Annotated in this window: 11 protein-coding genes and 2 tRNA genes; 2 read left to right on the forward strand and 11 right to left on the reverse strand. The window is 69.4% G+C overall.

Annotation, left to right across the window (positions count from 1 at the left end):
• Nucleotides 1-225 precede the first annotated feature (225 nt).
• From ndk to ACFYNL_RS09645, 4 genes are all read right to left on the reverse strand, one after another.
• A complete protein-coding gene (ndk, locus tag ACFYNL_RS09630; protein WP_019756227.1) occupies nucleotides 226-639 on the reverse strand; it encodes a nucleoside-diphosphate kinase in 414 nt (137 codons plus the stop codon).
• Between the two features lie 66 nt (nucleotides 640-705).
• A complete protein-coding gene (locus ACFYNL_RS09635; RefSeq protein ID WP_388799279.1) occupies nucleotides 706-1,062 on the reverse strand; it encodes a DUF4233 domain-containing protein in 357 nt (118 codons plus the stop codon).
• An 8-nt stretch (nucleotides 1,063-1,070) separates the two neighbouring features.
• Nucleotides 1,071-2,573, reverse strand: coding sequence for a bifunctional folylpolyglutamate synthase/dihydrofolate synthase (locus tag ACFYNL_RS09640; RefSeq protein WP_388799281.1), 1,503 nt, complete (start codon nucleotides 2,571-2,573; stop codon nucleotides 1,071-1,073).
• A 189-nt stretch (nucleotides 2,574-2,762) separates the two neighbouring features.
• Entirely contained in the window at nucleotides 2,763-5,387 is a 2,625-nt protein-coding gene (locus ACFYNL_RS09645; RefSeq protein ID WP_388799284.1) for a valine--tRNA ligase, read from the reverse strand.
• 136 nt (nucleotides 5,388-5,523) lie between these two features.
• Between ACFYNL_RS09645 and ACFYNL_RS09650 the strand changes: the two genes are divergently transcribed.
• On the forward strand, nucleotides 5,524-6,519 hold the full coding sequence (locus ACFYNL_RS09650; RefSeq protein WP_388799287.1) for a hypothetical protein: 996 nt from the start codon (nucleotides 5,524-5,526) through the stop codon (nucleotides 6,517-6,519).
• Nucleotides 6,520-6,586: 67 nt separating this feature from the next.
• Here the strand turns inward: ACFYNL_RS09650 and clpX are convergent, their stop codons facing one another.
• The 5 genes from clpX to ACFYNL_RS09675 all read right to left on the reverse strand — a co-directional run bounded on the left by clpX (nucleotide 6,587) and on the right by ACFYNL_RS09675 (nucleotide 11,355).
• Nucleotides 6,587-7,870, reverse strand: a complete 1,284-nt coding sequence (gene clpX, locus ACFYNL_RS09655; RefSeq protein WP_030967070.1) for an ATP-dependent Clp protease ATP-binding subunit ClpX — start codon at nucleotides 7,868-7,870, stop codon at nucleotides 6,587-6,589.
• 179 nt (nucleotides 7,871-8,049) lie between these two features.
• On the reverse strand, nucleotides 8,050-8,730 hold the full coding sequence (locus tag ACFYNL_RS09660; RefSeq protein WP_388799290.1) for an ATP-dependent Clp protease proteolytic subunit: 681 nt from the start codon (nucleotides 8,728-8,730) through the stop codon (nucleotides 8,050-8,052).
• Between the two features lie 70 nt (nucleotides 8,731-8,800).
• The gene (locus tag ACFYNL_RS09665; protein ID WP_031476850.1) at nucleotides 8,801-9,406 is read right to left on the reverse strand and encodes an ATP-dependent Clp protease proteolytic subunit; all 606 of its coding nucleotides are present in this window, start codon (nucleotides 9,404-9,406) and stop codon (nucleotides 8,801-8,803) included.
• 266 nt (nucleotides 9,407-9,672) lie between these two features.
• On the reverse strand, nucleotides 9,673-11,067 hold the full coding sequence (tig, locus tag ACFYNL_RS09670; RefSeq protein ID WP_388799293.1) for a trigger factor: 1,395 nt from the start codon (nucleotides 11,065-11,067) through the stop codon (nucleotides 9,673-9,675).
• Nucleotides 11,068-11,278: 211 nt separating this feature from the next.
• A tRNA-Pro gene (locus ACFYNL_RS09675) sits at nucleotides 11,279-11,355 on the reverse strand.
• A 163-nt stretch (nucleotides 11,356-11,518) separates the two neighbouring features.
• Here ACFYNL_RS09675 and ACFYNL_RS09680 point away from each other — a divergent pair.
• A tRNA-Gly gene (locus ACFYNL_RS09680) sits at nucleotides 11,519-11,589 on the forward strand.
• Nucleotides 11,590-11,689: 100 nt separating this feature from the next.
• Here the strand turns inward: ACFYNL_RS09680 and ACFYNL_RS09685 are convergent.
• Nucleotides 11,690-13,816, reverse strand: coding sequence for a PQQ-binding-like beta-propeller repeat protein (locus tag ACFYNL_RS09685; protein ID WP_388799297.1), 2,127 nt, complete (start codon nucleotides 13,814-13,816; stop codon nucleotides 11,690-11,692).
• 78 nt (nucleotides 13,817-13,894) lie between these two features.
• Nucleotides 13,895-14,089: a hypothetical protein gene (locus tag ACFYNL_RS09690; protein ID WP_030044846.1), complete on the reverse strand. Its 195-nt coding sequence runs from the start codon at nucleotides 14,087-14,089 to the stop codon at nucleotides 13,895-13,897.
• Nucleotides 14,090-14,209 lie beyond the last annotated feature (120 nt).

The raw sequence follows: 14,209 nt of genomic DNA on the forward strand, positions 1-14,209 counted from the left end.
TGACGGCTTTTCAGGTCGGCGAAGTGGGTGCTGTGACGTGAAGGCTTCCATCGTAGACGTGCCTTCGCGAACACTGCGGGAGGGTATTCGCCATTGTCATCAGATGGCGAGCCGCCCCGCTTGTGGAGACGGGCCATCGGGGGCACTCGTTCCCTCGATCGCCACGCATATGCCGCGGGGCGGCCGGCTTTCCGCGACCGCCCCGGTTCGGGCCAGGTGTGGGGTTCAGGCGCGGCCCGGGAAGAAGATCTTCACCTCGCGCTCGGCGGACTCCTCGGAGTCGGAGGCGTGGATGAGGTTCTCACGCACGATCACGCCGTAGTCACCGCGGATGGAGCCGGGTGCCGCGGCGATCGGGTCGGTCGGGCCGGCGAGCTGGCGCAGCCCCTCGATGACCCGCTCGCCCTCGACGATCAGGGCGACGACCGGGCCGGAGGCCATGAACTCCACCAACGGCTCGTAGAAGGGCTTGCCCTTGTGCTCGCCGTAGTGCTGCTCCAGCGTGTCCTGGTCCAGGGTGCGCAGCTCCAGCGCGGTGATCTGCCAGCCGGCCTTGCGCTCGATACGGCTGATGATCTCGCCGGTCAGGCCTCGACGGACGGCGTCGGGCTTGAGGAGGACGAGGGTGCGCTGGGTCACGGGAGGGCTCCTTCTTACTGCCGGTGGTGCGGTGGGATGAGGTTACAGGGCGTGTCCGGACCCTTGTTACGCAGCGTCAGCCGTGGAGGAGTCGCTCTGAGCGGCGAATCTCGCCTTCGCCTCGTCGACCTTCCTGCCGTAGTGCACCGAGGCCCACCACAGCGCCGCGAAGACCACGCCGAGGAAGAACATCGTGGGGACGACGAAGCCGGAGGCGATGAGGGCGATCTGCAGGGCCCAGCCCAGGGCGACGCCGCCGGGGCGGGTCACCAGGCCGCACAGCAGGACGCACAGGAACATCGCGACACCGCAGACCGTCCACACCTGCCCCATGGACAGGTCGGGGTCCTTCATGGCGACCAGACCGGCGAAGCCGATGACGAAGAACTCACCGATCAGGGTGGAGGAACAGAGCGTACGCATCTTCCGACTCAGCCCTTCCCCAGCAGCAGCCGGGCCTCGCCGACCGTGATGACGGACCCTGTGACCAGCACTCCGCCGCCCGCGAACTCGCCTTCCTCCTCGGCCAGCGTGATCGCGGCCTCCAGGGCGTCCGGCAGCCGCGGCTCGACCTGCACGCGCTCGTCACCGAAGACCTCGACGGCGATGGCGGCGAGCTCGTCGGCGTCCATGGCCCGGTGCGAGGAGTTCTGGGTGACGACGACCTCGGCGAAGATCGGCTCGAAGGCCTCCAGCAGCCCTCGGACGTTCTTGTCGCCGCTCGCGCCGACGACACCGATCAGCCGGCTGAAGTCGAAGGCCTCCCCCACGGCCTCGGCCGTGACCCGCGCGCCGGCCGGGTTGTGGGCGGCGTCGAGCACGACGGTCGGGGAGCGCCGTACGACCTCCATACGCCCCGGCGAGGCGACGGCCGCGAACGCCTTGCGGACCGTGTCGATGTCCAGCGGCTCGGCACGGGCGGCACCGACACCGAAGAAGGCCTCGACGGCGGCGAGGGCGACGGCGGCGTTGTGCGCCTGGTGCGCGCCGTGCAGCGGCAGGTAGACCTCGGGGTACTCACCGCCCAGTCCGCGCAGGGTGACCAGCTGGCCGCCGACGGCCACCTGCCGCGCCACGACACCGAACTCCAGCCCCTCACGGGCCACGGTGGCGTCGACCTCCACGGCCTTCTTCAGCAGCACCTGGGCGGCGTCCACCGGCTGCTGGGCCATGATCACGGTGGCGTCCTGCTTGACGATGCCGGCCTTCTCCGCCGCGATCTCGCCCGGGGTCTCGCCCAGCCGGTCGGTGTGGTCGAGGTCTATGGGGGTCACGACGGCGACGTCACCATCGATGACGTTGGTGGCGTCCCAGGACCCGCCCATCCCCACCTCGACGACCGCGACATCGACCGGCGCGTCCGCGAAGGCGGCGTACGCCATGCCGGTGAGCACCTCGAAGAAGGACAGGCGGTACTCCTGGGAGGCGTCGACCATCTCGATGTACGGCTTGATGTCCTGGTACGTCTCGACGAAGCGCTCGGCGGAGATCGCGGCGCCGTCGAGGCTGATCCGCTCGGTGATCGACTGGACGTGCGGGGAGGTGTAGCGGCCGGTGCGCAGCTCGAAGGCGCCGAGGAGGGCCTCGATCATGCGGGCGGTCGACGTCTTGCCGTTCGTGCCCGTGATGTGGATCGAGGGGTACGAACGCTGCGGCTCGCCCAGCACGTCCATGAGCGCGGCGATGCGGGCGACGGAGGGCTCCAGCTTGGTCTCGCCCCAGCGTGTCGCCAGCTCCGCCTCGACCTCGCGCAGGGCCTTGTCGACCTCGGGGTCCTCCGGGCGCGCGGGCACGTCGGCCTGCGGCGGACCGCCCTGGGTGCGCAGGGTGCGGCTGCCGGCCTCGATGACGGCGAGGTCGGGGTCGCGGTCGGTCTCGGAGGCGATGATCTCTTCGAAGGAGTCGAGGGGGTCGGGCTCGTTCTGGTCGCTCACGGGGCCAGTCTACGGAGGGGGACTGACAGTGCGCCCAGGGAGTGGGGTGCGTGAGCTCGTGTGGCGAGTGCGGGTGCGTGGTGGCTGGTCGCGCAGTTCCCCGGGCGTCGCGCAGTTCCCCGGGCCCTGACGTACGTGAGGGCCCCCGGCGCCTGACAGCACCGGGGGCCCTCGCAGTCGTACGAACAACTACGCCTGCGGCAGGCGCTCCAGCTGGGCGGCGATCCGGGCGATGTCCTCCTCGGCCTTCGCCAGGCGGCCGCGGATCTTCTCCACGACGTTGTCCGGGGCCTTCGCCAGGAACGCCTCGTTGCCGAGCTTGGCCGTCGCCTGGGCCTTCTCCTTCTCGGCGGCGGCGAGGTCCTTGGCCAGGCGCTTGCGCTCGGCCCCGACATCGATCGCGCCGGAGAGGTCCAGCGCGACCTCCGCACCCGCGACCGGCAGCGTCGCCGTGGCCGAGAAGTCCTCGCCCTCCGGCTGCAGGCGCAGCAGCTGGCGGATGGCCGGCTCGTGCGGGGCGAGCGCGGTGCCGTCCAGCGTCAGGCGGGCCGGGACCCGCTGGCCCGGCTGCAGGCCCTGGTCGGCGCGGAAGCGGCGGACCTCGGTGATGACCTGCTGGAGGACGGCGATCTCCTGCTCCGCCGCCTCGTCCCTGAAGCCGCTGTCCGTCGGCCACTCGGCGACGACCACCGACTCACCGCCGGTGAGCGTGGTCCACAGGGTCTCCGTGACGAACGGGACCACCGGGTGCAGCAGCTTCAGCGTGACGTCCAGGACCTCGCCAAGGACGCGCTTGGAGACCTCGGCACCCTCGCCGCCCGCGGCGAACGTCGTCTTGGACAGCTCGACGTACCAGTCGAAGACTTCATCCCACGCGAAGTGGTAAAGGGCGTCCGAGAGCTTGGCGAACTGGAAGTCCTCGTAGAACGCGTCGACGTCGGCGACCGTCTTGTTGAGGCGGGAGAGGATCCAGCGGTCCGTCGCCGACATGGCGGCCGGGTCGGGCAGCGGGCCCTCGACGGTGGCGCCGTTCATCAGCGCGAAGCGCGTGGCGTTCCAGATCTTGTTGGCGAAGTTCCGCGACGCCTGGACCCAGTCCTCGCCGATCGGCACGTCGGTGCCGGGGTTGGCGCCGCGGGCGAGGGTGAAGCGGACGGCGTCGGAGCCGTACTTGTCCATCCAGTCGAGCGGGTCGACGACGTTGCCGAAGGACTTCGACATCTTCTTGCCGCGCTCGTCGCGGACCAGGCCGGTCAGCGCGATGGTCCTGAAGGGGACCTCGCCGTCCATCGCGTACAGGCCGAACATCATCATCCGGGCGACCCAGAAGAAGATGATGTCGTGGCCGGTGAGGAGGACGTCGGTGGAGTAGAACTTCCGCAGGTCCTCGGTCTGTTCGGGCCAGCCCAGCGTGGAGAACGGCCACAGGCCGGACGAGAACCAGGTGTCGAGGACGTCCGTGTCCTGCGTCCAGCCCTCACCCGTCGGCGGCTCCTCGTCGGGGCCGACGCAGACGATCTCGCCGTTCGGGCCGTACCAGATCGGGATGCGGTGGCCCCACCACAACTGGCGCGAGATGCACCAGTCGTTCATGTTGTCGACCCAGTCGAAGTAGCGCTTCGACATGTCCTCCGGGTGGATCTTCACCCGGCCGTCGCGGACCGCGTCACCGGCGGCCTTGGCGAGCGGGCCGACCTTGACCCACCACTGCATGGACAGGCGCGGCTCGATGGTGGTCTTGCAGCGCGAGCAGTGGCCGACGGAGTGGACGTACGGGCGCTTCTCGGCGACGATCCGGCCCTGCGAGCGCAGTGCGCCGACGATGGCGGCGCGGGCCTCGAAGCGGTCCAGGCCCTGGAACGGTCCGTGCGCGGTGATGACCGCCCGCTCGTCCATGACCGTGATCGACTCCAGGCCGTGGCGCTGGCCGATCGCGAAGTCGTTGGGGTCGTGGGCCGGGGTCACCTTGACGGCGCCGGTGCCGAACTCGGGGTCGACGTGGCTGTCCGCGACGACCGGGATGTGGCGGTCGGTCAGCGGCAGTTTGATGCGCTTGCCGATCAGGTGCCGGTAGCGCTCGTCGTCGGGGTGGACGGCGACGGCGGTGTCACCGAGCATCGTCTCGGCACGGGTCGTGGCGACGACGAGGGTCTCGTCCCCCTCGCCGTACTTGATGGAGACGAGCTCGCCGTCGTCCTCCTGGTACTCGACCTCGATGTCCGAGATGGCCGTCAGGCAGCGCGGGCACCAGTTGATGATGCGCTCGGCGCGGTAGATCAGCTCGTCCTCGTACAACTTCTTGAAGATGGTGAGGACGGCCTTGGACAGCCCCTCGTCCATGGTGAACCGCTCGCGGCTCCAGTCGACGCCGTCGCCGAGGCGCCGCATCTGGCCGAGGATCTTCCCGCCGTACTCCTCCTTCCACTGCCAGACGCGCTCGACGAACGGCTCACGGCCGAGGTCGTGCCGGGACTTGTTCTCCTCGGCGAGCTGCTGCTCGACCTTGTTCTGCGTGGCGATACCGGCGTGGTCCATGCCCGGCAGCCACAGCGACTCGTAGCCCTGCATGCGCTTGCGGCGGGTGAGGGCGTCCATGAGCGTGTGCTGGAAGGCGTGCCCGAGGTGCAGGCTGCCCGTGACGTTCGGCGGCGGGATGACGATGGTGTACGCGGGCTTCTCGCTCTTCGCGTCGGCCTCGAAGTAACCCCGCTCCACCCAGCGCTCGTACAGCGGCCCCTCTACGTCGGCCGGCGCGTACTGGGTCGGCAGTTCGGTGTCGGGCGCTGGTGGCTGCTGCTGAGCGTTCTCGGTCACGGGCTCAGTTTAGGGGTGTCCCGGGCGTGTCCCGAAACGCGTTTGTTCTGTAACGGTGCACCCCCCGATGCCGTGCGCCCATGGGCTTTGCGCCAGGATGTCGTGAACGCATAAGCATCTGGAGGGGAACCCAGAAATGAGCTACAACCAGCCGGGCCCGTACGGCGGGCAGCCCCAGCAGCCCGGCCCGTACGGCCAGCCGGGTCCGTACGGCCAGCCGCCGCAGGCACCCCAGCCCGGCTACGGCTACCCCCAGCAGGCTCCCCCGCCCCAGCCCCAGCCCGGTTATGGCTACCCGCAGCAGCCCCCGGGCGTCCCGCCCCAGCAGCCGAACCCGTACGGCCAGCAGCCCCAGCCGCCCTACGGCCAGCACCCCCAGCCGCCGTACGGCCAGGCCCCGTACGGGATGCCCCAGCCGCCGGCGCCGGGTGGCGGCGGCAAGAAGGCCGGCCTGATCATCGGCGCGGTGGCCGTCGTGGCCGCGATCGGTGTGGGGGCGTACTTCGTGCTCGGCGCGAGTGGCGGAGCCGGCGCCATTGAGGACGACGGGGCGCACAAGCTGGCGACGCCGGAGAAGCTGCTCGGCGAGTACACGCGGGTCAGCAAAGCCGGGCAGAGCGTCGGCGGATCCTCGAACATCGCCGATGACCTGGAGAAAAGCGGCGTCAAGAACGGTGACAGCGTGTTCGGCATCTACTCGACGGCGGACCTGAGCGGCTACGACCCACAGGACCCGAGCAGCGCTCCCGACCTGACCGAACTCGCCTCGGCCAAGGGCATCTCGTACTTCGGCGCTTACGGCGAGATCGCCGACCCGGAGGCGGCCCTCGACAAGTTCTTCTCCGACTTCAAGAAGTCGTCCCAGGAGTCGTCCGGTTCCTCCGGCGCGGGCAAGAGCGAACTGGTCGGTGAGCCCGAGGCGGCCGACCTCGACGGCGCGGTCATGAAGTGCCAGGCGGCCAAGGGCCAGAACGTGATGACCAAGCAGGAGAAGACCGACTGGTTCTGCGTGTGGGCCGACTACAGCACGATCGCCATGGTGTCGCCGGGCGACGCCGCCAAGGGCGTCACCAAGGACGTCGCTGCGGACATCACCGCCAAGGTTCGCGGGGAGATTCGCGAAAAGGTCTGACGGCCGACTCGTCAACCGCGAAGGGCCCCGGTCGACGACCGGGGCCCCGCCTACGTCTACCGTGCGGCTACGCCGACTTCTGCTCGCCCGGCCCGCGGCGCGCGTCCCGCGGGATCAGCGTCGGGTTCACGTTCGAGTGGACGACGTCGGCCGTGATGACCACACGGGCCACGTCCTTGCGGGACGGGATCTCGTACATCACGCCCTGCAGCACCTCTTCCATGATGGCGCGCAGGCCGCGTGCGCCGGTCTGGCGGAGGATGGCCTGGTCGGCGATGGCCTCCAGGGCCTCTCGCTCGAAGTCGAGCTCGACGCCGTCGAGTTCGAAGAGGCGCTGGTACTGCTTCACCAGCGCGTTGCGCGGCTCGACCAGGATCTGGAGGAGTGCCTCGCGGTCGAGGTTGTGCACGCTCGTGATGACGGGCAGTCGGCCGATGAACTCGGGGATCATGCCGAACTTGACCAGGTCCTCGGGCATGACGTCCTCGAACTGGTCCTTGGCCTCCAGCTCCCGCTTGGAGCGGATCGTCGCACCGAACCCGATGCCCTTGGCGCCGGCCCGGGACTCGATGATCTTCTCCAGACCCGCGAACGCGCCGCCCACGATGAACAGGACGTTCGTCGTGTCGATCTGGATGAACTCCTGGTGCGGGTGCTTACGGCCGCCCTGCGGCGGGACCGAGGCGGTGGTGCCCTCCAGGATCTTCAGCAGGGCCTGCTGGACGCCCTCGCCGCTCACGTCCCGGGTGATCGACGGATTTTCACTCTTGCGCGCGACCTTGTCGATCTCGTCGATGTAGATGATCCCGGTCTCGGCCTTCTTGACGTCGTAGTCGGCCGCCTGGATCAGCTTCAGGAGGATGTTCTCGACGTCCTCGCCCACGTATCCCGCCTCCGTCAGCGCCGTGGCGTCGGCGATGGCGAAGGGGACGTTCAGCATGCGCGCCAAAGTCTGGGCGAGGAGGGTCTTGCCGGAGCCGGTGGGGCCGAGCAGCAGGATGTTGGACTTCGCCAACTCGATGGCGTCGTCACGGCCTTGGGCGCCGCCGTTCTCGCCGGCCTGGACGCGCTTGTAGTGGTTGTAGACGGCGACGGAGAGCGCCTTCTTGGCCGCTTCCTGGCCGACCACGTAGCCCTCGAGGAACTCGTAGATCTCGCGCGGCTTGGGCAGTTCCTCCCAGCGGACCTCACTGGTCTCCGCGAGCTCTTCCTCGATGATCTCGTTGCAGAGATCGATGCACTCGTCGCAGATGTACACACCAGGGCCTGCGATGAGCTTCTTGACCTGCTTCTGGCTCTTGCCGCAGAACGAGCACTTGAGCAGATCGCCGCCGTCACCGATGCGTGCCACGGTGTGCTTCCCCTTCGCCTGGGAGACGACTGGACATTTCGGATCCAGCGGCTCCTGGTGCTGCCTTATGTCGACGGTACCTTGCCTGGCCCCCCGTTCGGGCCCCCCTTGGCGCGGTTCACTTTGACGTGCACCGTCCCAAACCGTGCCAAGGGGCAGCAGACAATACCGGGTCCGCGTCAGCGAACGTCGGCGTTGTTCATCTTCCGCGTGGAGATGATCTGGTCGATCAGCCCGTACGACAGCGCGTCCTCGGCCGTGAGGATCTTGTCGCGCTCGATGTCCTCACGGATCTTCTCGATCGGCGTGGTGGAGTGCTTGGCCAGCATCTCCTCCAGCTGCGAGCGCATCCGGAGGATCTCGTTGGCGGCGATCTCCAGGTCGGAGACCTGGCCGCGGCCGGTCTCGCTGTACGGCTGGTGGATCAGCACCCGGGCGTTCGGCAGCGCCATGCGCTTCCCGGGCGTGCCCGCGGCCAGCAGGATGGCGGCGGCGGAGGCCGCCTGGCCCATGCAGACCGTCTGGATGTCCGGCTTCACGAACTGCATCGTGTCGTAGATGGCCGTGAGCGCGGTGAAGGAGCCGCCCGGGCTGTTGATGTAGACCGAGATGTCCCGGTCGGGGTCCATCGACTCCAGGCACAGCAGCTGCGCCATGACGTCATTGGCGGAGGCGTCGTCGATCTGCACGCCGAGGAAGATCACGCGCTCCTCGAAGAGCTTCGCGTACGGGTCGTACTCACGGATGCCCTGCGAAGTGCGCTCGACGAAGCGGGGGATCACGTAGCGGGACTCGGCGGCGGGCCCGGTGTACTCGGCGCGCGTGCGGTCGTACAGGCCGCTGCCGGGGTAGTCGTTCACTGTCTGTCTCCTAGGGGCTGAGGCGGTCGGCTGGGGGCTGTGCGGGGGCGCTGTGGCCATCCGCTGGGGCTCAGGCCCCGGTGCCGCCGCCGCCCGGCATGCCGGCGGCCGTGGCGATCACGTCGTCGATGAGGCCGTACTCCTTGGCCTCGAAGGCGTCGAACCAGCGGTCGCGGTCCGAGTCGCGGGTGATCTGCTCGACCGACTGGCCGGTGTGCTGGGACGTCAGCTCGGCCATGCGCTTCTTGGTGTGCAGCAGCCGCTCAGCGTGGATCTTGATGTCGGAGGCCGAGCCGGCCAGGCCCGCGGAGGGCTGGTGGATCAGGATCTCGGCGTTCGGCAGCGCGAAGCGCTTGCCCGGGGTGCCCGCGCTGAGCAGGAACTGGCCCATCGAGGCGGCGAGGCCCATGGCGATGGTCACCACGTCGTTCTTGATGTACTGCATGGTGTCGTAGATCGCCATACCGGCCGTGATCGAACCGCCCGGGCTGTTGATGTACAGGTAAATGTCCTTGTCCGGGTCGGCGGCAAGGAGCAGCAGCTGTGCGGTGATCTTGTTCGCAATGTCGTCGTCGACCGGCTGGCCGAGGAAGATGATCCGCTCGTTGAGCAGCCGGTTGTAGACATGGTCGCCGAGGCCACCGCCGATGGAAGGCTCGCCGGCGGCGGAGGGCATCAGATTCGTCACGTATCCACCTGCTCGTCTTACGACGGCGCCGGGCCGTCTCACGTGTCCTGCTTGGGCAACGGGGACTCCCCTGCCCTCATACTCATGGACCCTAACGCGGTGGCCCTGTGCCGCAATCCCGGTTCCGGGAGTGTTCGCTGTGAGCGCATGCGACGCGCTGTGCGGGCCGCTGTCCGCCCGTACGGCAACAGAAGGGCCCCGGGGCGTCACGCCGTCCCCGGGGCCGTTCCTGCGAGCTACAAGGTGCCGTGGGCTCAGCCCTCGGACTTCTCCTCGTCGGAGGCGTCGGCGGTGCCCTCGGCGGCCTCGACCGTCTCGGTGGCCTGCTCGACCTCGTCCTCGTCGGTCATGTCGATGACCTCGCCGTTGGTGTCCTTGACCGTGGCCTTCTCGACCACGACGGCCAGGGCCTTGCCGCGGGCGACCTCGCCGACCAGCAGCGGAACCTGGCCGCCCTCGACGACCGCCTGGGCGAACTGGTCGGGGGACATGCCGGAGGAGGCGGCGCGACGCATGAGGTGCTCGGTGAGCTCCTCCTGGTTGACGTTCAGCTTCTCCTGCTTGACGAGCTCGTCGAGGACGAACTGCGTCTTGATGCCCTTGACCGCGGCTTCCTTGGTCTCGGCGTCGAACTCCTCGACCGTCTTGCCCTGGATCTCCAGGTACTTCTCGAGGTCGAGGCCCATCTGGCCGAGCTGGTGGTGCTCCAGGTTGTGCTTGCGGGTGTTGATCTCGTCCTCGAGCAGCTTCTCGGGGACGGGCACCTCGACGAGCTCCAGCAGCTTCTCCAGGACGCGCTCCTGGGCCTGCGTGGCCTGGTCGTACTGCTTCATGTTCTCAAGGCGCTTGCGGCTGTCGGCCTTCAGCTCCTCAAGGGTGTCGAACTCGGAGGCGAGCTGCGCGAACTCGTCGTCCAGCTCGGGCAGTTCGCGAGCGGCGACCTGGGTGACCTTGACGGTGACCTCGGCCTCCTTGCCGGCCGCGGAGCCGCCCTTGAGCTCGGAGGTGAAGGTGGCCTCGGCGCCCGCCTCCAGACCCTTCACGGCGTCGTCGATGCCCTCCAGCAGCTCGCCGGAGCCGATCGTGTAGGAGACGCCCTCGGCGACGCCGTCCTCCAGGACCTCGCCGTCGACCTTGGCCTGCAGGTCGATGGTGACGACGTCGCCGTCCTCGGCGGCACGCTCGACCGGCGAGGTGGAGGCGAAGCGCTCACGCAGCTGCTCGACGGACTTCTCGACGTCCTCGTCGGTGACCTCGACGGCGTCGACCTCGACCTCGATGCCCGAGTAGTCCGGGATCTCGATGGCGGGGCGGACGTCGACCTCGGCGGTGAAGTTCAGCGTCTCGCCGTCCTTCAGCTCGGTGATGTCGACCTCGGGCTGGCCCAGGACGTTGAGCTCGGCCTCGTTGACCGCTTCGGTGTAGAACTTCGGGAGCGCGTCGTTGACGGCCTCCTCCAGCACGGCACCGCGGCCGAACCGCTGGTCGATGACGCGGGCCGGGATCTTGCCCTTGCGGAAGCCCTTCACCGTGACCTGCTGGTTGATCTTCTTGTACGCCGCGTCGAGGCTGTCCTTGAGCTCCTCGAAGGGCACCTCGACAGTGAGCCGAACCCGGGTCGGGTTCAGGGTCTCCACGGCGCTCTTCACGGTTCGGTCTCCTTGTGGCTGACTTCTTGGGTTCTGCCGGAGCCAGACTGGTCCGGCAAATTCGCCGCCCGGAGGACTTCGTGACTTCGTACGGAGAGACACACGGGCGTGCAGCTTGCATAGTAACGGCAGCGGCGACACGCCCCCAAAGGCGATCACTGGGCGCGATCGCACGAGGTCGTCGCGCATGTGGGCCGGCGTCGACCGGTCGTGGTCGGGGTGGCGGGATTTGAACCCACGGCCTTCCGCTCCCAAAGCGGACGCGCTACCAAGCTGCGCCACACCCCGTGCTGGTGCGACACGTAGGGTACATGCCCGTCGGCAGTCGGGCCGCCGCATTTCCCGAGCACCGACCGGGCCGGCCCCGGGCGGCAATCGGGTGTGCGTCGAGGGGGCACGACCCGCTACGATGCCTGCAGTGCCGCGGTCACCGACCTGCGGCGCGTCCTGTGCGGGCGTAGCTCAATGGTAGAGCCCTAGTCTTCCAAACTAGCTACGCGGGTTCGATTCCCGTCGCCCGCTCTGAAGGCCGAAGGCCCAGGTGAGAGGTTGTTTCCGCTCCCTGGGCCTTTTGCGTTCCTGGGGTTCGACGCGCCCCGGAGGGCCTGCCGTGCCGACGGGGTCACAGGCTCCGTGCGTCCACGGAGTACACCGAGCGAACGCCGTACGGGACGTAGAGCGCGTCCCCCACGAGGACCGGGGCTGCCGGGGTGAGGAGGCCGTCGGTGCCGCCGTCGTCCCGTCCGGGGCGGGTGGCCTCGATCTTCCCGGTGCGGGTGTTGAGGGCGGCGAGGCGGCCGCTGGGCGACGCCAGGTAGACGCGATGGGCGGTGACGGCCGGTGGGCCCGGCAGTTCCAGGGTGGAGTTGGTCTCCCAGAGCTGCTTCCCGGTCCGCGGGGCGATCGCGCGGACGGTGCCGCTGGGCAGGACGGAGTACAGGGTGCCGCGGGCGAGGTGGAGGGCGGCGTTCTCCGGCTGGGTGCGGGACAGCTTGACCGTGGTCACCACGTAGGACGAGACGTGGATCAGGGTCAGGGTGCGGCGGGCGTAGTACCGGTCGGCCAGCACCAGGCGTCCGTCGCGCTGACCCACGATGTCCAGCGAGCCCTTGGCCGAGGCGGTCCAGCGGGCCCGGCCGGTGGCCGGGTCGAGCTGGACGACACGCGTGCGCGCGGTGCTCTGCGCCCCGAAGTCGGACTGGCAGACGACGTACGCGACGCCCGCCGGGCCGTGCACCGAGCAGCTGGTCGGGTCCGAGCCCGCCGGAAGCTCGTACCTCCAGCGGACCTTGCCGTCGTCGGCGTCAAGGAGCGCGAACGTGTCTCCCTCGTCGCCGTGGATCGTGAGGATGCCCTCGGGGACGGCGGTGGCCCACCCCGTGCTGGCGTCGGGGGCGCTGGAGCCGTCGCCGTCGCCCGTCACGGTCTTCCAGAGCACCTTGCCCGTGTCGGCGTCCAGGGCCTGGACCGTGTAGACGGTCGTCGTGTGCTCGCCCCCGGTGTCCTGCTCGTCCGATCCGTAGGTGTAGACGACGTCACCGCGGGTGGTGATGAGGGCACCGTCGCCGCTGAACGTGCCGCCGTCGGGCGTGGGGTCCAGGGGCCGGGACCAGGTGTTGCGTCCTTCGGCGAGGGTGAACCGGGCGGCCATGAGGCCGTCGCCCGCGCAGACCAGGGAGGAGTGGACGGCGGCGCAGCGTTTGAACGGGCCGTCGGCGCCCTCCGGCCCCTTCGCCTTCTCGGCCCAGGCCCGCCATCCGGCAGGCAGGTCACGCTCGGCGGGGCGCGGCTCGGCGTTGATCGCCACCACCGTGACGGTGGTCGCGACGGCCAGCAGCAGGGCGCCCAGCGCGGAGGCGAGGAGCAGGCGGGCGCGGCGTCGACGGCGCGGAGGCGGTGAGGTGCCGGCCGGCTCGGGGGCGGGGCGTGGGGCGGGGAGCCGGCCGTCGCGCAGGAGGGTGAGCAGCTCACCGGCGGCGGGGCGGGCCTTGGGGCTCTTCTCCAGGCAGAGGCGGACGAAGGGAAGCAGTTCGTCCGGTACTCCGTCGAGCTCCGGGTCGCCGTCGACGACGCGTACGGCCGTCTCGTAGGGGGTCGGGCTGTCGAACGGGCCTCGACCGGTCGCGGCGTACGCGACGACCGAGCCGAGGGAGAAGATGTCGGCGGCCGGTCCCACGTCGTGGGGGGAGGAGAACTGCTCGGGGGACATGAAGGGCGGGGTGCCCATCACGCGGCCGGTCTGGGTGAGGACGTCGGCGGGGGCGAACTCGGCGGCGCGGGAGATGCCGAAGTCGATGACGCGAGGGCCGTCCTCGGCGAGCATCACGTTGGCCGGTTTCAGATCCCGGTGCACCATGCCGGCGCGGTGGATGTCGCCGAGCGCCTCGGCGAGGCCGGCGGCGAGTTCGCGCACCTTCGGCGGCGGGAGCGGGCCGTGGCGGCGGACGTGGGTGCCGAGGTCCTCGCCCGCGATGTAGAGCGTGGCCATCCAGGGGCGCGGCGCGTCGGCGTCGGCGTCCACGACGGGAGCGGTGAAGGCGCCGCTGACCTGGCGGGCGGTGGCCACCTCGCGGCGGAAGCGGATGCGGAACTCGTCGTCGTCGGCGTACTGCGCGTGCACGACCTTGACGGCGAGGCGACGGCCGGAGGCGGAGCGGGCCAGGTACACCACGCCCATGCCGCCGGAGCCGAGGCGGTCCTCGATCCGGTAGCCGCCCACCTCCGCCGGGTCCGTCTCGCGCAGCGCCATCCGTACGTTCCCCCCGTTGCGGACCGTTCGACGATCACGATCGAGGGTATCCGTACGTTTCCGGGCCGCCTCACCGCCCTAGAACTGGATGGAGTTGATGGTCTCCGCTATCGAGTTGAGGAAGCGCTGGATGTCGTCCGCCATGCCGGTCGAGGCGAGGAAGAAGCCGAACAGCACGGCGACGACGGCAGGGCCGGCCTTCAGGGAACCGCCACGGATCAACACCACCAAGATGATCGCCAACAGCAACACCACTGACAGCGAAATGGCCACAACAGATCACACCCTCGGTCGGTCCGCTCTCCCGGCCCGGGGACGCGACCCAGCGCACCCCCGCCAGAACCATCGTGCCACCAACCAGGCCCGGCTATGCGGCCCGTGACGTTTCGTTCG

The organism is Streptomyces sp. NPDC007808 (assembly GCF_042868655.1).
In the GTDB taxonomy this organism is placed as follows: domain Bacteria; phylum Actinomycetota; class Actinomycetes; order Streptomycetales; family Streptomycetaceae; genus Streptomyces.